General features: G+C 43.3%; 12 protein-coding genes. 5 read left to right on the forward strand and 7 right to left on the reverse strand.

Annotated elements, in window-relative coordinates:
• Positions 1-22: 22 nt before the first annotated feature.
• Positions 23-1,822, reverse strand: coding sequence for a sensor histidine kinase (locus tag BUB77_RS10235; RefSeq protein ID WP_073275475.1), 1,800 nt, complete (start codon positions 1,820-1,822; stop codon positions 23-25).
• Positions 1,823-2,124: 302 nt separating this feature from the next.
• On the opposite strand from BUB77_RS10235, the gene BUB77_RS10240 reads away from it, so the two are divergent.
• Entirely contained in the window at positions 2,125-3,858 is a 1,734-nt protein-coding gene (locus tag BUB77_RS10240) for a collagen-binding domain-containing protein (RefSeq protein ID WP_073275477.1), read from the forward strand.
• A 149-nt stretch (positions 3,859-4,007) separates the two neighbouring features.
• On the opposite strand, the gene BUB77_RS10245 is transcribed toward BUB77_RS10240, so the two are convergent.
• Entirely contained in the window at positions 4,008-4,481 is a 474-nt protein-coding gene (locus BUB77_RS10245) for a pyridoxamine 5'-phosphate oxidase family protein (RefSeq protein WP_073275479.1), read from the reverse strand.
• A 177-nt stretch (positions 4,482-4,658) separates the two neighbouring features.
• Between BUB77_RS10245 and BUB77_RS29405 the strand changes: the two genes are divergently transcribed.
• On the forward strand, positions 4,659-4,925 hold the full coding sequence (locus tag BUB77_RS29405; protein ID WP_139241150.1) for a hypothetical protein: 267 nt from the start codon (positions 4,659-4,661) through the stop codon (positions 4,923-4,925).
• A 153-nt stretch (positions 4,926-5,078) separates the two neighbouring features.
• Positions 5,079-6,857 (forward strand): glycoside hydrolase family 2 protein, encoded by a 1,779-nt coding sequence (locus BUB77_RS10255; protein ID WP_073275483.1) that lies wholly within the window; start codon positions 5,079-5,081, stop codon positions 6,855-6,857.
• 171 nt (positions 6,858-7,028) lie between these two features.
• On the opposite strand, the gene BUB77_RS10260 is transcribed toward BUB77_RS10255, so the two are convergent.
• The 5 genes from BUB77_RS10260 to BUB77_RS30675 form a co-directional block, all read right to left on the reverse strand.
• Positions 7,029-7,742, reverse strand: coding sequence for a CTP synthase C-terminal region-related (seleno)protein (locus BUB77_RS10260; RefSeq protein WP_073275484.1), 714 nt, complete (start codon positions 7,740-7,742; stop codon positions 7,029-7,031).
• Between the two features lie 117 nt (positions 7,743-7,859).
• On the reverse strand, positions 7,860-9,134 hold the full coding sequence (locus tag BUB77_RS10265; RefSeq protein WP_073275486.1) for a metallopeptidase TldD-related protein: 1,275 nt from the start codon (positions 9,132-9,134) through the stop codon (positions 7,860-7,862).
• A gap of 41 nt (positions 9,135-9,175) precedes the next feature.
• On the reverse strand, positions 9,176-10,606 hold the full coding sequence (locus BUB77_RS10270) for a TldD/PmbA family protein (RefSeq protein ID WP_073275488.1): 1,431 nt from the start codon (positions 10,604-10,606) through the stop codon (positions 9,176-9,178).
• Positions 10,607-10,775: 169 nt separating this feature from the next.
• Complete coding sequence (locus BUB77_RS10275; RefSeq protein ID WP_073275490.1) at positions 10,776-11,627, reverse strand: aldo/keto reductase; 852 nt, start codon at positions 11,625-11,627, stop codon at positions 10,776-10,778.
• Between the two features lie 517 nt (positions 11,628-12,144).
• The gene (locus BUB77_RS30675) at positions 12,145-16,347 is read right to left on the reverse strand and encodes a S8 family serine peptidase (RefSeq protein WP_084124090.1); all 4,203 of its coding nucleotides are present in this window, start codon (positions 16,345-16,347) and stop codon (positions 12,145-12,147) included.
• Between the two features lie 369 nt (positions 16,348-16,716).
• On the opposite strand from BUB77_RS30675, the gene BUB77_RS10295 reads away from it, so the two are divergent.
• Together BUB77_RS10295 and BUB77_RS10300 are read left to right on the forward strand one after the other, a co-directional pair.
• Positions 16,717-17,076 carry a BlaI/MecI/CopY family transcriptional regulator gene (locus BUB77_RS10295; protein ID WP_073275492.1) on the forward strand — a complete coding sequence of 120 codons (360 nt, stop codon included), beginning with the start codon at positions 16,717-16,719 and terminating at the stop codon, positions 17,074-17,076.
• Positions 17,077-17,086: 10 nt separating this feature from the next.
• The gene (locus BUB77_RS10300) at positions 17,087-19,063 is read left to right on the forward strand and encodes a M56 family metallopeptidase (RefSeq protein ID WP_073275494.1); all 1,977 of its coding nucleotides are present in this window, start codon (positions 17,087-17,089) and stop codon (positions 19,061-19,063) included.
• The last annotated feature ends 111 nt before the right edge of the window (positions 19,064-19,174 follow it).

Below are 19,174 nucleotides of genomic sequence, written 5' to 3' on the forward strand. Positions count from 1 at the left end.
TTAAAATGTTATTTTTCACTTTTTATTCTTCCAGTATATTTTGCAAAGGCAGCTTAAGACTTACCAGAGTGCCTTCGTTTTTTTTGCTGTGTATTACCATTCCGTAAGAAGTTCCATAACAAAGTTTAATCCTTTGATTAATATTATAAAAGCCGATATTTGAAGCTTCATTTTTTTTATTATATATGTTGTAATTTAATTCCTTCAACTCTTCTTCCGCCATTCCGATTCCGTTATCGGAGATATTAATTAACAGGAATTCCTTTTCTTTTTCCTGAATTTCAATGGTGATCTCACCCATTTCCTCCATATCTTTCAGACCGTGGATAAAGGCATTCTCTACAATGGGCTGGAGCAGCAGGGGCAGTATCTGATATTTATCCAGATCAAAGCCCTCCTGTACCTTCAAAGTATAATGAATCCGGTCATTGAATCTGAGTTTTTGGATTGCTAAATAAATTTCAATATAATCCAGTTCTTTTTTTAAGGTTGTAGAGGAAGTTCCTGTATTTTCTAATACATAACGCATGGATTTGCCAAGGAGTTTAATGGCGGTAGCCACCTCCTTATTGCCGGAAGTAAATGCCATCATGCGGATACTTTCTAAGGTATTGTACAAAAAATGGGGATTAATCTGGCTTGCCAGCATTTTAAACTCCATTTCCTGCTGCCGGTTGATAACTTTTTGTTCTGTCAGCTGGGATACATAAATTGCTGCCTCCTTTTCCTGAATTTTTTTTATCATAATCTTCAAATCAGAAAAGGTTTCGGAAATTTCATCATCCCCATGGAAGGAATCTATAATATTGTAATCTCCATTGCTGGCTTTATGCATTGCTCCTCTTAATATTTCTACTCTGGCACTGAAATACCTGGTATAGACAAAGAGTATGATGAAAGGAATGAGTATTACGGAAGCAATGATGATGATATAGGTTTCGGTGAGGCTTCTTAAATAGGGCATTGCCTGAAAGTTCAGACTGACAATATAAAGGATATCTTCTGACATGTAAGGCTTTAAAGTTGACACCGCACTCATAGTGTCTTTCTTCTGGTACTTGATTTTACCTGTATACTTATAATAACGTGAGGTACGGTCAAAAGAAAGATCAGGGTATTTTCCGGACAAATCCCTGCTGGTGCTGTAAAAAACAGGTTCCTCATTCAGCATAAGAATGGAGAACAAATCATTGTTTTCAATACGGTTCTTTAAATAATTATTGCTCATGGTTATGGCCAGCACTGCATTACCTTTACCGGCAGCAATAGGAATTCTGCGGTATAAAGTCAATTCCCAATAATCGTTGTTATATTTATCAGTCCTCTTAGCTGTTTTCCAAAAGATTCCGGGCTTTCTTTCCGCAGTCTTGTACCATTCTGTCTTACGGACTTTGGGATTGGCATAGCGGATATTATTGTAATCGGTTAAGGTATCATTTGTAGTGTAAATGTATAAGGAATCAATGGAAGTATCATTTGAGATTAGGCTTGTAATCCGGGTGTATTTATCATAGGCGGCGCGGAATTCTCCCACATTTTCATATTTTGTCTGCAATAGCTTATATAATTGTTTATCATAGCTTATATCATCCGCTATTTTATAAAAATTGGTGGTGACATCGAACATAATGGACTTTACCCTTAAATTATCGGAGCTTGCCGCACTTTCATAATGGGTGTAAATTAAATGCCTTGCATTGAATAATAGAAAAAGGCATAAGAAAAAAACCGGAATCAAAAGGGTGGAGAAGTAGATAAAAAACAGCTGTTTTCGTACTTTAACCTTACTAAATGCCTGCAATAATCTGCTTTGGATGCTCATTGCTTAGGTCCTTTCTATATATGGAAAATTATGGATTTGTTATAAAAATTAATTGAGATAATATTGTTTATTGATTAAATTATACACATGAAAGGGACTGTGTGTCAATCAGACTTATGCAAATTTGCTAATGACCGGGGTCTGGTCTTATAGGATATGAATGACTGGATAGACGGTGGGTTTGATTAAAAAGAGTTATATTAATTATTGGAATTAGTCCTTTGACTGGAACATATATCTTGCAGCAGAATAAAATGAATGGAGAATATGTATACAGTGCAAGGTAATATACGGGAGAATTTATGAATAATGAGTATTACTACAATGGGCCCATATCAGGCATTGGTCTACCCTATGATGATATCAGATGGTACGATATAGAAGGTAATCCTTTTGGTATGGCATCAGGCTTTAATACGATTATTTTTGGCGATGCCAATAATATCGTGGATGTAGAAGGTGCCATGGCTGTCGGAGGAAATTTTTACAGTCCCAGGGGCTTAAGTGTTGGATTCGAAAGTGAAAACGGTAAGGTGGAGATAGGCTATTCTCCGGATTTGGTTCGTTTTATGGTAGGAGGAAATACTACTTTTGTGGGGCCCCTTGTGGTTGTTGGCCATGTTGTGGGCAACGGAGGCTTCCAGGTTGCCAAAGGAAGTACTTACATGATTGGAAAAGACGGTATGGCAAACCAGAAACAGGAGCTTGCTTATCTCTACCAGGCAAATGGTGGCAGCAGGTATTGGGAGCCTTCTGATAAAGGGGACCATTATCTTATATCCAGCTATGATGTACCTCGTTTTATACCGGCTAGCAGAATTCAAGCAGATGTAGCGGGTTTCTTCCGAGATGCAAAGGAAAGTGTGGAAAACTTTAAGAGATGTATTGAAGGACTGCCTGCTAACGGAACGATTATAGATAATTACCATGAATGGATATTAAGGGGAAATGATCCTGTCCAGAATATATTTGATATTGACGCAAGACCTAATGGTATTATTAACAAGGGCCTCAGGGCAGAAGTACCCGAGGGCAGCCTTGTTATTGTACGCATTAAATCCGGGGAGCATGCACATCTGCAATATGGTGTTATGGGTGAAAGAAGTAAGGCAAACCGTACGTTGTATTTATTTGAGGATGCCCAGCACATCCATATGGAACAGCCCTCCGATATATGGGGAAGTATTTTAGCACCTCAGGCAATGTTTCACGGGCATCAGACCGGAGGCCACGTAACCGGAAGTGTTGCTCTGGGAAGCTTTGCTGTTAGCGCGAACAGTGGTTTTGAATTCCATCTGAGTCCTTTTGTAGGAGGTGTGGTATGTGGTGCCGTACAGCCTCAGCCAGTACCACAGCCAATACCGCAGCCCGTGCCGCAGCCGGTTCCCCCGCCAGCACCACAGCCGGTACCGACACCGCCGGTACAGCCAGCCCCCAGGCCGACACCGCCAGTACAGCCGGCGCCCAGACCAACACCGCCGATACAGCCCGTACCGGTTCCCAGGCCGACACCGCCGGCACCAAGACCGACACCACCGCCTCAGCCCTTGCCTGCTATAACATGCCCGGTTTGCCCGACCTGTCCTACCTGTCCCACATGCCCGACTTGTCCGACCTGTCCTACCTGTCCCACATGCCCGACTTGTCCGGAATGCCCGGTAGCAGAACCGGAAATCATTCCGTTCCCTGTGCCGATTCCGGTACCTGTACCGATACCAGAGCCTGTAGAATGCCCGGAATGCCCGACCCCAAAACCCTGCCTTATAACACCAGGAATTATATTTGGCTGTGTATGGGGATGCGACTGCAAGATGCCTCATGAGTGGGAAGTTAAACTTTTCTCAGTATGCAATGATTATAAGAATCTTCTTTACTGTGAGACTATTTGCCGTTATGGATGCTTTAAATTTGAAGTTCCTTATGATGGCTGCTATGTTCTTGAGGTTTGCCCGGTGGAAAATTCGAAAATGCGTACCTGCTGTAAACCTAAGGTTACGCTAAAGAACATTGGTGTTGCTAATTTTATGCTTTGCTAAAGGTATTCACCTGCAAATGAATACTGAAAGGGACATTTTCTTACTAAGGCTTGCTGCCTTTGTATTATTTACAGAAACGTTGAATCAGCCCCGTGCCTTTCCTGAAGCTGTTGATGATAGGAAAGACATGGAGCTGATATGCTTTTTCATTATTTTTTTATTAATCTTTTTCCGGTAATGCTTTGGACGTTTAATTTAAATATAGTTATTTTATCCAGAATCCTGTCCTGAAATTGAAAGGAATCGGCATCCGAATACTGCTTCATTAAAAATGTCAGGGCATCTCTCTTTTCTTCTGCTTTTAAGATTTCGATAAGTCCCTGTCCGCAGACGCTCTCAAACTCCATGGTGTATTCACAGGCCGACTCTCCCGTTACCAGCTTGTGGGAGCAGTCCATTTCAAAAGCAGCATGATTATTATTTTTAATAAGGTCAAGCTTTAATCCCTCAAGGGCACAGTGAAAATACAGCTCCAGCTTGCCGGTATCATAATTACAGCCAAAACTCATGGGCACAATATAAGGATATTCCTTGTCAAAGAGCGCAATTCTGCAGGTGTCGCATTTTCTTACAATGGATAGGATCTCATTGATATCAATTATTTCTCTGTCTTTTCTTCTCATATTAACCTCTTTCCCGCTTTTGTGCATTGGCAGATTATTTTATACATATTATCATAGTTGGCTGAAAAAGGAAAGAACAAGCTATTTTGCCAACACGGCAAACACATGAAGGAATTAATTGTAATTAACCAGATGAGTTTGGCTTACATTTAAGAATTTTCCATTGAAGGGTTCTTAATGACACTTAACTGGCAGCAGTTGTTCCTAGCAGAAAGGATACCATTGTTTGAGCGTATTTCAGCGAGTTTGGTATCCTTTCTGCTGCCAGGAACAACCGCTGCCGGTTTAGTGGAATTTAGAACCCTGAACAGGAAAATTTTTAAATGTAAGCCAAACTCATCGGAAGCTTCCATAATTATCCTTCATGCGTTTGCCGTGATTTTGCCCATTATTTGGTCTCATGCATTTGCCGTGATTTTCTCAAAGGAGTTTATTTCTTTTTAACAGGTGTATACTATAAAACAGATGCAGAAAATGAAGGACAAAAGGTACATGGGAATATACAGGAGGGCTTTTAAGTAGTATACTGTATTTAACATAGTTATGGATAATATTTCTTAACCTGTGTTCTAAGCTTGCTGTTGAGAGGGTTAAATAATGATAAATGATTATTTTAAGATGTTTTTAATTAAGAGCAAAAAGGCTTCCACGAACCAGCTTTATACAAAATGGGGAGAGGAGCTTAAGGAGAATAAGGTTCTGACGGAGTATCCCAGGCCTCAGTTAAAAAGAGACAGCTATATTCCTTTAAACGGCCTATGGAATTATGCAATTACAAAGGAGCGGAAGCTTCCAAATCATTATGATGGCAGAATACTGGTTCCTTTTTCGCCGGAGAGCGCCTTGTCAGGTGTGGAAAGGCAGGTAATGCCAAAGGATTATCTGTGGTATGAAAGAAGAATCAGAGTGAAGGAAATAAAGGCAGACAGCCGGCTGATTCTTCACTTTGGAGCAGTTGACCAGTATGCAAGAGTTTTTGTTAACAGAAAAAAGGCTGGAAGCCATATGGGCGGTTATCTGCCTTTTTCATTGGACATTACGGACCTGCTGGTAAAGGGGAAGAATGAAATTCTTGTTATGGTGCGGGATTCCAGCGATACTTCCTATCATAGCAGGGGAAAGCAAAAGCTTTTAAGAGGGGGCATGTTTTACACAGCCCAAAGCGGCATTTGGCAGAGTGTCTGGATGGAATGGGTGCCGGATTATTATATTGAAAATATTAGAATTACTCCCTTGTATGAGGAGTCCATGGTTCAGCTGGAGATAACCATGAACAATCAGAAGGAGGGACCGGAGGTGCCCGTCTGGATACAGGTTACAGATCAGGAGCGGCTTATCCTGAGTAACGAAGACAGCGGAAATAAGCTCCTTATTCCAATGCCTGATTTCATTCCCTGGAGCCCTGAAAATCCCCACCTTTACGGGCTTACGGTTGGAGTTGGCGAAGACAGGGTAGAGAGCTATTTTGCCATGAGAAAGGTCGAAGTAAAAAAGGATGAAAAAGGAGTTCCAAGAATCTTTCTGAATGGCAAAGTATATTTTCATAACGGGGTATTAGATCAGGGCTACTGGCCGGATGGGCTCTATACTGCGCCAAGTGATGAGGCAATGATATACGATATCCTGACAATGAAGAAGCTGGGCTTTAATATGCTGAGAAAGCATATAAAGGTGGAACCCTTACGGTGGTATTACCATTGTGACAGGCTTGGCATGCTGGTGTGGCAGGATATGGTAAACGGAGGTACCAGCTATAATATGCTGTTCCTTGGATATCTGCCGAATTTCTTCCCAAGAGTGGCGGAGCGGATAAAGGACAACTGGTATCCCTTCTTTTCAAGAAGAAATGAGAAGGGCAGGCAGGAGTGGAAGGAAGACCTGAGCGGAACCATAGAGCATTTGTATAATTCTCCAAGTATAGTTGTATGGGTCCCCTTTAATGAAGGCTGGGGGCAGTTTGATTCGGAAGAAGCCGTCCGCCTGATAAAGACCATGGACAATACCAGACTGATAGACCAGGCCAGCGGATGGTTTGACCAAAAGGGCGGAGATTTTAAGAGTATCCACAATTATTTCAGAAAGCTGCACATTGTCACGGAAAAGAGGGCCGTCGTCCTGTCGGAATTTGCAGGCTTTGCCTGTCCTGCCACGGGACACATGTTTTCTAAGAATATCTATGGCTATAAGATTTACCGCAAAAGAGAAGACCTGGAGAAGGCAGTGTTTAAGCTGTACAAGAAAGAAATGCCCGCTCTTATCGAGATGGGACTTTCAGCAGCAGTCTTTACACAGCTGTCCGATGTGGAGGAGGAAATTAACGGCCTGATGACCTATGACAGAAAGGTCCTTAAGGTGAAGAAGATTCCGAAGCTGTGAGAAATATGATGGGAGCTTATGTAGTATGATCAAGCTCTAAAAGAATATTATGTAATAAGAATTGACACAAAAAAGTATATTGCGCAGACGAATATTGAAGGAAGAGAGTTGAAAGATATCAGAACTCTCTTCCTTTAATGCTGAAACTAATACTGTAACTAATATTGAGAATTAATTCCGGGAATTATTAAAATTCCTTGCTGAATCTAAGTATTCATTTATCAGCGGATGCGGAATTTCATAAGTTGAGCTTAATTGGGGCTGGAACAGGGAAGCAACAAAAAAGGTGTTATTTTCTATAGTCATTAAGCGTGCTTCCCTGTTTTCATCAGTTCCCACGACCCGAAACCCATTTTTGTGCAATAAATATTCAAAGTCCTTGTTCAGTCCAAAGCTGCAATTATATTTTTCTACAATTTCAGAACTGCCATATATACCATATAATTTTGACGTTTCATCGATAGTAATGCGCCTTGTTTCTCCGATAAGGGAGCAGGACAGTGCCGTAATGTAATCGGTATTTTCATAGGGATTATAATGAATATCTTTTAAAGTATCAATTTGCAGTACATTCCTGCCGTATTCAATTACTGCGTGCTGGAAGCCGCCGCAGGTCCCGAGGAAAGGGTAATTATTTTCCCTGGCAAACCGGATGGCGTTAATGGCTCCGTTCATACTTTTGTATGGACTTCCGGGAGAACACCATAGTCCGTTAAATTTCTCCAGGGCCTGCTGGCTGTCATCAAAGGTGGCTGTAGGCAGCCATTCATATTCCATGGTTATATTAAACTTTCTGGCACTGTGTTTTAAAGCTTCCTCTGTTGCTAAATGGGACGGCCGCCCATCATAATCACCGATAATACCTATTTTAACTGTTGATTCCATCTGTATCCCCCTGAATGAATAGTAAAGAAGAAATTTAACAAGATATCAATGAATAAGAACCTGATTGAGAGAAGAAATAAATATATACTCTCTTTCAGGTTCTTAATTATAGTTTATTTATATACCGGCTACATTCACTTTTTCAAAAGCGATAGCGAAAGGGCCTTCATAGCCTTCTTCCTTTTGAAGCTCTTTTGATAAAGTCAGATTTCCCTGTGTATCTAAAATGCTGCCATTAATGGAGCCTCCGGTTACGGGAGTAACCGTTTCTCCGTCGCAAAGGAAGGCAAGACGGATTTCACCGCCGAAGTGGCCTGAAAAGCTGTCCATCTGGAAATCGGAGAAATTCACTACATGCAGGTATTTTCCGCTCTTCATTTCTCCAAAGCTTTTGCTTCCGCCCTGGACCTTTATCTGGGAGTAGATACCCGTAGGCTCTGTATTCAGATAGTAGGAAAAGCGGCTGTTTCCGTGAATCGTCTCTAATTCCCCGGCAGTTACCAGGGGGCGGTCTATCAGCTTGATGCCCTCGGCACTGTAAGGCTCATTGGCAATCAGCTCCATGGTAAGGAGGTCACCGGTCACTTTTTCTCCCTGTACCTTACTGCCCTTGGTGAAATTGGAATATCCGGGGTAGATAAGGGAAGCAGAGGAACGCTCCAGATAGTAGTCAAATATTGTGCTGACAAAAGGACCGGAGATAATGACCTTGTATTCTCCGCTCTTTGGTGCTGTCTCGGCAGCGGCTCTTGCCTTTGTGGTTTCCAGGGTGTATTTCACCTTTTCTTTTAAGGCTTTCGTATCCGGCTCGGTGTAATGGAAGCTCTGATAGGTCTCCACGTCCTGGGGTGCGGGGCACTGGGCTACGAATTCACCCTTGGCAGTGTATTTATCATAGCTGATATCAATCCCTTCCGAATTCAGCACATGAACATTGGATTTCTCCAGGAACATTTCTGCGGAGTTTAAGTATACATCCTCTCCTTTATCCTCTGCAAAGAGAGCTTCCGTCATTAACATGGCACTTTCCGCAAGAGACAGGGAGGCTAATTTGGAAGCAGAAGGTATGAAGTCTTCCTTCCTGCCCTTTGGCAGCTCATAATAGGGATTGCATACAAAGGAGGCGGCATAATTGGCTTCCTTTATGGCTTCTTCAATCTCTTCCGCGGTCATGCCGTTATAGATGCCGATAGCGGAGGAGCCGCGCATTTTCTTGCCGTCTTTTTCAAAGTCACGGTAAACAGTCAGGGAATAGTCATGAACACTCTTTTCTCTTCTTATGTCCAGCCTTCTGCGGATAAAAAACAGCTCTACGCTTTCCGTTATTTCTTCCTTTATCAGATAATGCCCTATGTTGTTTTTCTGTAAGGCACTTATTATTTTATCAAGCACAGTGTTACTTCCTTTCTATATGTAATTGGTTTTATTACAGCTTAGCCTAAACGGATCTTAGCTTTAATATAAGGGCCGCCGTCGGATACTTTGACCCACTCCTTATAGCCCTTGCCGCAGAAGCCTCCGCCGCCCAGCTCCTTTTCTTCGGAAACCATAGTGATTGACTTTAGCAGGTCGGGAACATAGCCGGTGAGTACAATGGGAGAAAAGATTTTACCGGTCAGTTTACCGTCCTTTATTTCTCTCGCAACGTTTACCATGCACTGGATGCCCCAGTTCTTCGGGTCCTCCATACCGCTGCTTGGATTGTCTAAAAGAAATCCGTATTGAATGGAAGCAATCATATCTTCTACCTTGTCATGGCCGCCCTCAAAAAAGGTGTTGGTCATACGGGTATAGGCCTTTCTTTCATAGCTTTGCCTTCTTCCGTTTCCGGTAGGCTCCGTGCCAAGGTACATGGCACTCTGGCTGTCGCTTATTCCTCTTTTTAGAATACCTTTTTCGATGATGACCGTATCCTTGGCAGGAATACCTTCATCATCAAAGAAATAGGTAGCGGTTTCCTCTGCGGCAATACCGCCGTCATGCATGGTTATAAGAGGGGAGGCCACATATTCTCCGATATATTTTTCAGCAAGAGCGCGCTTCTTAACAAACATATCCATTTCCACACCATGGCCAAAGGCTTCATGGACAATCATACCGGTAACCTCGGGAGGGCAGATGCAGTCATATTCTCCGGGGATGATGGGCTCGGAATCCAGCAGGGCAAGTGCACAATCGGCTGTTTCCTTAAGACCTTCCTTCATGTCCTTTAATATCTCACTGCCGCCAAGGTTGGAATAGCCCTTAAAATAATACTTGATTTCTTCCCCCTTTGACACCATGACCATAAGGGTACCTGTTGTCCATAAGACATCCTGTTCCAGATCCTTGCCCTTTGAGAGAAAGAGCTTATGGTACTCCTGGAACCGAAGTCCGGAGGAGCAGTCAAGGATAGAAGAATTGTAATCTCTTCCTTCCTCGCTGAGGGAGGTTAGCTGGGAGATGATTTTTTCACTTCCCATATCGGTCAGGCTTTCCTGGTATTGTGTGCTCTCGTGAAAGGTGAGAGCCTCATCCTTCAGTTCATCATAGGAGATAATATCGATTCCTGCCGGCAAGGTATTTTTTAAAGGGATAAGGCTGTCTTCTATTTTGCGAAGAATTTCAGGCAGCAGCTCTTTTGTGATATTGTTAAATGAATATTCTCCGTAGCTGGTACCGTCATAGATCTTTGCTACAAAGCCTCTTCCACTAAGTAAGGGTTCTTCCGAGACCACAGTTCCGCGCTTGGATACACTATAGATCATTGCTTTGGAATCGGATGCCAGAATAGATACATAGCGATACTTCTTAAGAAGGCTGTCTAAAAGTTCCTTCAGGAGAGGTTTCACCTGTTGTAAGTAAGTACTTGATTTTACTTTCATGATAGTTTCCTTTCTATGTAGTTCTTGGTAATCTTATTCAGCTTTTCAAATAAAAGAGCTGTTACAGAATAGCATTATTAACTCTGTAACAGCTCAAAGTGAATATCATGTTATCATAAATTCATTATAAGAAAACAGGAATAACCTGTCAATCGTTCCGGCAAAGAATTCAGAAGTTCGTAAGATCCGGATCGGCCACACCGCCGCAGCACTCGGTCAGCCCGGCGATTACGGCTGCATCCTCTTCGGTGAGGGTAAAATCAAAGATCTCTGTGTTCTCCTTGATACGGGAAGGAGTAACGGACTTGGGAAGGGGAAGGTAACCCATCTGAAGGCTCCAGCGTATGCCCACCTGTGCAATGGTTTTGCCGTATTTTGCTGCCAGCTCCTGCATTTTCTCAACGGTAAAGAGCTTTCCGGTACCAAGGGGGCTGTAGGCTTCCAGCAAGATGTCATGCTCTAGGCAGTAAGCCGATACCTCCTCCTGGGTCAGACCGGGGCATAAGCGGATCTGATTTATGGCTGGCTTTATTTTGGCAGTTTCCAATAAGGCATCAATATGATGGGGCAGGAAATTGCTGATACCTAAGGCACTTACCTTTCCCTGCTCATAGAACTCCTCCATAGCCTTCCAGCTTCCTGCATTTGCGTCTTGCCAGGAGTTCCTGTATTTAATTGGGTTAGGCCAATGTATCAGATATAAATCCAGATAGTCTGTTCCAAGATTAGCAAGAGTCTGTAAAAAGGCTTCTTTGGTATCCTCGTATCCGTGCTGGGTGTTGCCAAGCTTGCTGGTAATAAAGATATCTTCCCTTTTTATGCCGGATTCCTTTACGGCACGGCCTACACTGGCTTCATTTCCATACATGGCTGCCGTATCAATATGCCTGTAGCCACATTCCAAGGCGGCTTTTACGGATTCATAGGCAACCTCACCTTCCGGTGTCTGCCAGGTTCCAAAGCCGATGCAGGGGATTTTTACTCCATTATTCAGTACATAAGTATCTGTGAGATTCTTCATTCTGTTTGCTCCTTTCGTTACAGCGTTAATAATAGTTTATAATGGTTATGCATTTTTATTATGCAGAGGTTTTAAATGGCTTGCAGGTTTATTATAAGATATAGAGTTAACTCGATGTCAAGGGTTTGGGCATGGATTTTGAATTTTGTATGGATTTTAACGGTACGGATTTTAAAAGGAAAAGTTGATTTGGGTGTCAGAAGGTCTAGTTATTGAATGTATATTTGGGGTATAAAAAAGCACTCAGCTCCGTGAAAGTCACGACCTTACATTTTTATACCCCAAATATACATAAATAAAGGCTGAGATTAGCTTATGATACATGAATCGATGAATAAAATTAGAAGGTGCCTTAAAAGTCATTTTGCCCAGCTATGAGATACAGGATATGAAATTAAGAATTTCAGATTTCAATATCCGGTATGTTCATAGAATCAGGAGACTTTTATGACACCTTCCCTTTCATAGATTACGATTACTGTTTTTTGATTACAGCTTTATTTATTTAAAGGCTAATTTATCTAATGGTCAATTTATACCTTCTGCTATAGTTATCTGCTTTGGCAGTAATATAGACTATGCCGGGCTTTTGGGCTTTTAGCTTTCCGCTTTTTTCATCGATTACAGCAATACTGGTGTCTGACAGGGAATAGGTCACTGCCTCTTGTATGCCATAGGCTTTTGCTTTAAAAGTAAAGGATTTTCCTGCTTTTAAGACAGAAGTCTTCTTTGTAAAGCTGATATAAGGTTTCTTCACGGTAAGCTTGATACCGTAGGTCGAGGAATTATTGTTAACGGTAACTTTTACCTTAATGGCTGCTGTGCCGGGTGCTATGGCATTTACATTTCCCAGGGAGGTAACGGATGCTACTGCTGTGTCGGAGGAACTGTAGGAGATGCGAACGGTATCCTTATCGGTTACTTTGCCGGGCAGCTTCACGCTTATGGCAGCCGTTTCTTTGGGATACAGCTTATTATGGCTTATTGTTACCCTGGCAGCTTTGGAGTAGTCAGGGGCAGGTGTCACAGTCGGCGTTGGTGTAACTGTGGCAGTTGGTGCAGCTGTAGCAGTTGGTGTTGGTGCGGCCGTGGCAGTTGGTCCGGGCGGGGTTGTCACGACAGGAGTCGGTGCAGCAGTTCCGCTTGGAGAAGGAGAAGCGGATACCGACGGAGTGGGTGAGCTCGTAACGCTTGGTGACGGAGAAGCAGTCACAGAGGGAGTGGGTGTGCCGGTTCCACCTGGAGTCGGAGAAACAGTCACTGACGGAGCAGGCGTATCCGTAATGCTTGGGGTAGGAGTTACCACGTGAGCGCCAAGGTCATAGCTCCTGCTGTTCATGGCATAATCATACAGGGTAACCGTAAGGTCGGATAAAGGAACTCCGGTTAGAGAAAGCGCTTTTTTGTCAAGACGGATATCGGATTCTTTTCCCTTGGTATCTTCATCTACTAAAAATACTCCGAGAGGGTTTTCCTCATTGGCTTTATTGTATAAGATAGCAGCTGCTACATACTGGTTATCCTTTACGGACAGGAGAAGGGAATCCTCCGTGGACCTGGCGGCAGTCAGGGCTGGCTTTTCAGTGTCAATGGTAATAGGAAATACCAGCTGGCTTCCGGCGTTATTCTGTTCATGGGCGGAGTAGTCCAATTCTCCGTTTACTGTTAAGGTAACAACAGAGTTATTAGGCAGGGGAGCTCCCTTAGCATCCAGGCCTTTATAAAGCAATGTCAGATAGGTAGGAACAATTGCCTTTTCACTGGATATGTACTGGGTTTTGGTGAGGTAATTCAGCTGGTCTGACATAAGGGTATTTCCCTTTTCATCGGTCAGCTGGTAATGCAAGGTCCTGGCATTGCGAAGAAGGCTCAAAGCGGTGGTGTCAAGACTGTCAAAATATCCGTCTCCGTTTGGTGAGATGGCTATCTTATCGGTATCAGCACAGGGGGCATACATCTGATATAAAGCTTCGTACAGATAGGGAGTATATTTGCCGATTAAAGAATAGGCGTTACTGTCAAAGGGATTCACACCCAGATAAGCATAGCCCTCCGGGGTCTGGGAATAGAGAGCATGGATGTCCTGCTGGTAGCCCTTAAGGTCGGCTGCAGAGCCGGAATCAAAAAGCGGTGCCTTTGTCCAGTCACCATAAAAGCCCATAAAGGGAATGGATAAATCCACACCATCGGATACCAGGGTAAGATATCCGTCGATAAAGGCACCATTTTCAAAGGCTGCATCCAGGTGCTGTTTGATTTCATCCTTCAGCGTGATGGTAACATCAACGGTCAAATCAGCTTCTGAATCTAATTTGATAGCACTGCCGGATACGACAGAGGTGCCGTTGACCGTAAAGGAAACATCTGCATAGTCACTGATATCGGCAGCAGTTTCATCAATTACTTTCAGTCCGTTCGCCTCTTCCATTGCTTCTGACAATACGGCAGCTTTCGGAACATAGGAGATTGCGGAACCGGTGATGCTTCTGATATGGAAGGATTTTGTATAAACTCCCGCTTTTGAAGCGTCATCACCTAAGTTCAGCTTGGGCCTTCCGTTTGCTCCGTCTTCTTTCTCTGTGTACAAATAAGCACCGGCATTTACGGCATTATAAACATTTACAATACCACTGCCCTGCTTTCTGGGAGAAAAGGGAACGTTCTGGCTGGTGCGGGAAGGGACTGCCGTACTCATAAGCAAATCGGTAGCGATAACCGCCTTTTCAGGGGAGGTCAGGAAATGTTCTGTTTTCTCATTCAGATACTGTTTCATGAGGGCATAGGCGCCTGCTATATGGGGAGAAGCCATGGAAGTACCGCTCATAGAGCCATATTTACCGCCCGGAAGGGTGGAATAGATATTCTCACCGGGAGCTGCAATTTCCGGCTTCAGCTTTAAGTCAGGGGTAATGCCCCAGGAGGAAAAATCAGAAGGGGTATTGCCATGGCTGTCAGGGAATACTCCCGTATCTCCTGATATCTTAATTATTTTTTTTGCCGCACTGCGAAGAAAATTACCGTCCTCCTGTGTAATGGCGACAGCAGGTATATCATAGTCGGTGATTGCCATATTGAGGGAGCCGGTTGTATTGTTGCTGATGATAATAGCAATGGCCCCGTGGTTCCTGGCATAAATAAGCTTATCATTAAAGGAAAGACCGCCGCGGCTTACCAGAGCTATTTTTCCGGCTACATCGATTCCTGCATAATCCTCATTCTTTCCGGTACCGGGTACGGTTACATATCCGATGGCTCCGCCGGAAACCGCTGACAGGGAGGAGAATAGGGGCTGGTCGCCTTCCGCTGATTCGCCATAGGTTATTTTGGTCCCTTCCGTTTCAAAGTAAAAGGCATGGTAGCTGGTATTGACTACGCTGGCAACGGAAAGGGGTGTGATATAGGTGGAAGGAGAGCCGACCACAGAGGTATCGGGATTGGAGGACAGGGCAAGGCCATTTGGCGTTAAGTCCTTTAAACCATTCCCATAGGTGCTGCTGTAGCTGTTGCCTGCCGATACTGCCATAGTAATTCCGGCATTTTCTACACGGGCATATACATCTGAAATAGAGGCGTCCCCCTCATCGGTAAAACCGCTGGAAGAGCCAAGGCTCATATTGATAACATCTGCGCCCAGTACAACAGCGTCTTCAATAGCAGCCAGAATATTTTCGGTAGAAGCACCGGTATTACCGATAGTGTCACTGAAAACCTTCATTATCATTAACTGGGCTTCGGGAGCGACACCTGTGATATTATCAGAATCTCCTTCCGGCGCTGCCACAGTACCGGCCACATGGGTGCCGTGTTCATTTTTATTCTTTAATACAGATTCAGGGCTTGGTATGACATTTTCGTCCTTGTCCGCATAATCATAGGCATAGGGTACTTTGGTGTTGACAAAGGTCTTGGAAGCATCTGTAATACCGGACTCCAGACTGGAGGTAGTAAGCCTTGCCTGAAGGGAGGAGGCATTGGAATATTTGGGGCTTGCCGGCATAGTCTGAAAGCCCGGATGTGTAACATCAAGCCCGGTATCAATTATAGCAACTGCCGTGCTCTGGCCCTTGTAATCCAGGTCCCAGAGGGTGCTGGCTCCTATGGTATTGGTACTGGAGTCCATAACGGGATCTATCTTATTATAGACCGGGGCCTCATAGGCGGTTTTCACACCTTTTATTTTCCGGATGGATGCAATAGCACCATAATTAATCCTGATGGCAAAGCCGTTCATTACATTGGTATAATGGTACAGAACCTCTGGTGCGGCATTTAACACCGGAGAGGTACCAAATGTTTTTTTATTGGAGATTTGGCTGATAATTCTATCCTGCTGCTTTTTCAGCTCGGAAGTAATCATGTCCGCCTGGGCCGATTTACTGAATTCATCGAAGCTGCTATAGGTATTGGAACGCATTAGGGTATTGCTGTCAATAAACTGTTCCAAAAGAGGAGCTCCCTCTAATTCTACAATTACAGTTACAAGCTTATTTCTGGCTGAAGTGCTGCCGGTACCGCTGTCATACCCCTTAAGGCCGCCCGGTATCGTGCAGGGTTTTTTACTGCCTCTGTCTGTGCTGTCCGCTGTGAGACTGCCTCCGTTTATGGAAATACCAGAAGCAATATCCGCTTTTGCAGCAGCCGGATAAGCAAAAGGATTAACCAGGGTGGAGGTTACTGCCAGCACAAGAGCTGTAGCTACCGCTGTGACTTTTTTTCTCATTTACATCCCTCTTTCTTAAAATATTGATAGGTTTCATGATGTTAAACACAGCCAGTCTTATCATTTGAGAGAAGGATACTGATTTAAAAGAAGGAACAGTTTAAGCTTACGTGCATCATTTACCTGATTTATGTAGGAATACTCCCTCGTAGTTCCTGACTTTCTAAATCTTTCCAATTATAACATGTACAAAATTGAATTACAATAATTGGAAATCGTATTTAAACGACAGAGTATAACAGAAGAGTTGACTATTCCTGTTTTTTAGTCCTGATTCTTGTCCCATTGCCAGGAAACTATTGACAGATTCGTTCTACTGGAGTAAAATATAATCATTCTACTGGAGTAAAATCAAAAAGGAGGTTTACGATGCAGATTAAATTATTTGATTCCGAACTAAAGATAATGGATGTTCTTTGGAAAAACGGAGATACCACAGCCAAGAAAATAGCAGAAATCCTGAAAGAGCAGGTCGGATGGAATAAGACCACTACCTATACCTTAATTAAGAGGTGTATCGACAAAGGAGCCATTGAGCGCATGGAACCGAATTTCCTGTGCCATCCCCTTGTAACCATTGAACAGGCCAGAGAACTTGAAACAACGGAACTTATCAATAAAATGTATGACGGTGCTGCCGACCTGCTTGTTGCTTCTATTATAGGGCGAAAAAATTTATCGTCGGAAGAAATAGAAAGGCTGAAACAGCTTGTCAACACCCTGGAATGAGGAGGCGGCAATGAGTTTGTTAAAAATGAGCTTTTCGGGTGCGGTCCTTATTCTGGTCATTGCAATAATCCGGGGACTGCTGCTGCATAAGCTGCCCAAAAGAACCTTTCTTATTTTGTGGGGAGTGGTCTTGTGCCGTCTGCTGCTTCCTTTTTCCATTCCGTCACAATTTAGCATCTATGGAGCCGCAGATATACTTAAAAGCCGGGCCTATGATACAAATTTACCACTAAACGGTACACCTGTTACCTATAGTGGTACGGCAGCGGTAAATACAGTGTCAGCTTTATCGGAAAAGGGAGAGATAAGAATACCGTATTTTTTAATTCTATGGCTGGCTGGGTTATTAGCCTGCGCGTTATTCTTCCTTATAACCCATCTTCGGTGCAGGAGAGAGTATAAGACGGCACTTCCTGTTGACAATGAGTTCGTGAAGCACTGGCAGCTGGAACATCAGATAAGGCGAAGCGTTCAGATTCGGCAGTCGGATAAGATAGCTGCCCCTCTTACCTATGGAATATTCCGGCCCATTGTGCTCCTGCCAAAGAAAACAGACTGGGCCGATGAAACTCAGCTTCGCTATATTCTGATTCATGAGTTTACCCATATACGGTACTTTGACACCCTTCTGAAGCTTTTGATGGCAGCAGCTTTATGTTTACATTGGTTCAATCCTTTTGTATGGCTTATGTATGTAATGGCAAACCGGGATATTGAGCTTTCCTGTGACGAAACGGTTGTGAAGACAGTGGGGGAAGCTATGAAATCAGTCTATGCCCTGATCCTGATTGGATTGGAGGAAAAGAAAAGCTGTCATACCCCATTTGTGAACAATTTCAGCAAAAATGCGATGGAAGAAAGGATTACCTCAATTATGAAAATGAAAAAAACTTCCCTTGGGGGAATACTGTTAGCTTGTGGTTTGGTCCTCGGCATAACGGTTATTTTTACTACAGGCTCCCTGGCTAAAAATGCGGACACTACAAAGAATAGTGTGTTTATGGCTGGAACTTTGGACGGGAAAAATTATACTTACAGTGATAATGGCGGAGCTTCCTGGATGACAGAGGCGGAGTACAAAGAAAAAAATCCGGATGTTGCAGAGAAGCTTGAATTCTGGAAAATCGATGAATTTGAAAAGTGGATGGAGCAGGAAAAAGAGGTTTATCAGAAGTTAGTTAATGATGGCAGACAGAAGTTCTATGATTCTGAATCGAATCAGTGGCGCTCCTGGACGCAGCAGGATGTAGACGATTTGTATGCCATATGGCAAAAGCAGCTTGAGCGTATGAAACAGGGGTATCAATACACAAAGGAAATTGAATTGCCCAATGGGGCTGTAATGGCCGGTTCCTTTGAGCCGGAAACCGGTACGGCAGTTTCTTCGACCAGCTCGGATTCTTTATCAAATCAAACCGATCAGGAATTATTGGCACAATACCGCTCCTATGGAATTTCCTTCGATAAGAAGGGCAAAATGTATTATAAAAAGGAACTTGTCAGATATTTTTGGGATGGTACTGATTTAGGTGATAGTACGGCAGCTGTCCGCTACGAATATCTGAATAAAGAGGGTACGGTGGATGTCCATACCACACGCATGAGTACTGATAATGGTGACGGAAGCATAGATCCTTTCGGTAAACTGACAGGAATTGAAAAATACAGCCAGGATGAATTTAATAAAAGAAATCTGGCTGATTTGGAAAGAACTTCAGAAGCAGTAACCAGTACTTCAGGAAACTCATCAGGCGGAGAAACATTCGCGCAGAAGTTTGCCAGGTATAAAGAGTATGGAATTGAGTACAGGGAATTGGATGGCAGCAGTAGTGGCAATGTTTACTATAAGGGCCAGCTGGTAAAAACCTTTGTGGATAAAGAACAGGATGGCGGAGTTTTCACCTTTCAATCCGCAGGCGGCGGAGAAATGGTCGTACACACGGTCTATGATAAAAATGGGAAACTTATTGGAGTAGAAAAGCAATAAGGGAATGCAGTCTCTAAGGCAATCAAGGACCTGTCATTACTGGAAGGCAGATAATGACGCGAATGGATAGCGAGGCAAACACATAAAACCATATTATTAATACCCAGAAGA

The sequence above is a fragment of the Anaerocolumna jejuensis DSM 15929 genome (assembly GCF_900142215.1).
Lineage (GTDB): Bacteria > Bacillota > Clostridia > Lachnospirales > Lachnospiraceae > Anaerocolumna > Anaerocolumna jejuensis.

What these genes read in the sequence shown, in the direction of transcription:
- BUB77_RS10235 (WP_073275475.1), bottom strand. Translation starts at nt 1,822, where the DNA reads ATGAGCATCCAAAGCAGATTATTGCAGGCATTTAGTAAGGTTAAAGTA.
- BUB77_RS10240 (WP_073275477.1), top strand. Translation starts at nt 2,125, where the DNA reads ATGAATAATGAGTATTACTACAATGGGCCCATATCAGGCATTGGTCTA.
- BUB77_RS10245 (WP_073275479.1), bottom strand. Translation starts at nt 4,481, where the DNA reads ATGAGAAGAAAAGACAGAGAAATAATTGATATCAATGAGATCCTATCC.
- BUB77_RS29405 (WP_139241150.1), top strand. Translation starts at nt 4,659, where the DNA reads ATGACACTTAACTGGCAGCAGTTGTTCCTAGCAGAAAGGATACCATTG.
- BUB77_RS10255 (WP_073275483.1), top strand. Translation starts at nt 5,079, where the DNA reads ATGATAAATGATTATTTTAAGATGTTTTTAATTAAGAGCAAAAAGGCT.
- BUB77_RS10260 (WP_073275484.1), bottom strand. Translation starts at nt 7,742, where the DNA reads ATGGAATCAACAGTTAAAATAGGTATTATCGGTGATTATGATGGGCGG.
- BUB77_RS10270 (WP_073275488.1), bottom strand. Translation starts at nt 10,606, where the DNA reads ATGAAAGTAAAATCAAGTACTTACTTACAACAGGTGAAACCTCTCCTG.
- BUB77_RS10275 (WP_073275490.1), bottom strand. Translation starts at nt 11,627, where the DNA reads ATGAAGAATCTCACAGATACTTATGTACTGAATAATGGAGTAAAAATC.
- BUB77_RS30675 (WP_084124090.1), bottom strand. Translation starts at nt 16,347, where the DNA reads ATGAGAAAAAAAGTCACAGCGGTAGCTACAGCTCTTGTGCTGGCAGTA.
- BUB77_RS10295 (WP_073275492.1), top strand. Translation starts at nt 16,717, where the DNA reads ATGCAGATTAAATTATTTGATTCCGAACTAAAGATAATGGATGTTCTT.
- BUB77_RS10300 (WP_073275494.1), top strand. Translation starts at nt 17,087, where the DNA reads ATGAGTTTGTTAAAAATGAGCTTTTCGGGTGCGGTCCTTATTCTGGTC.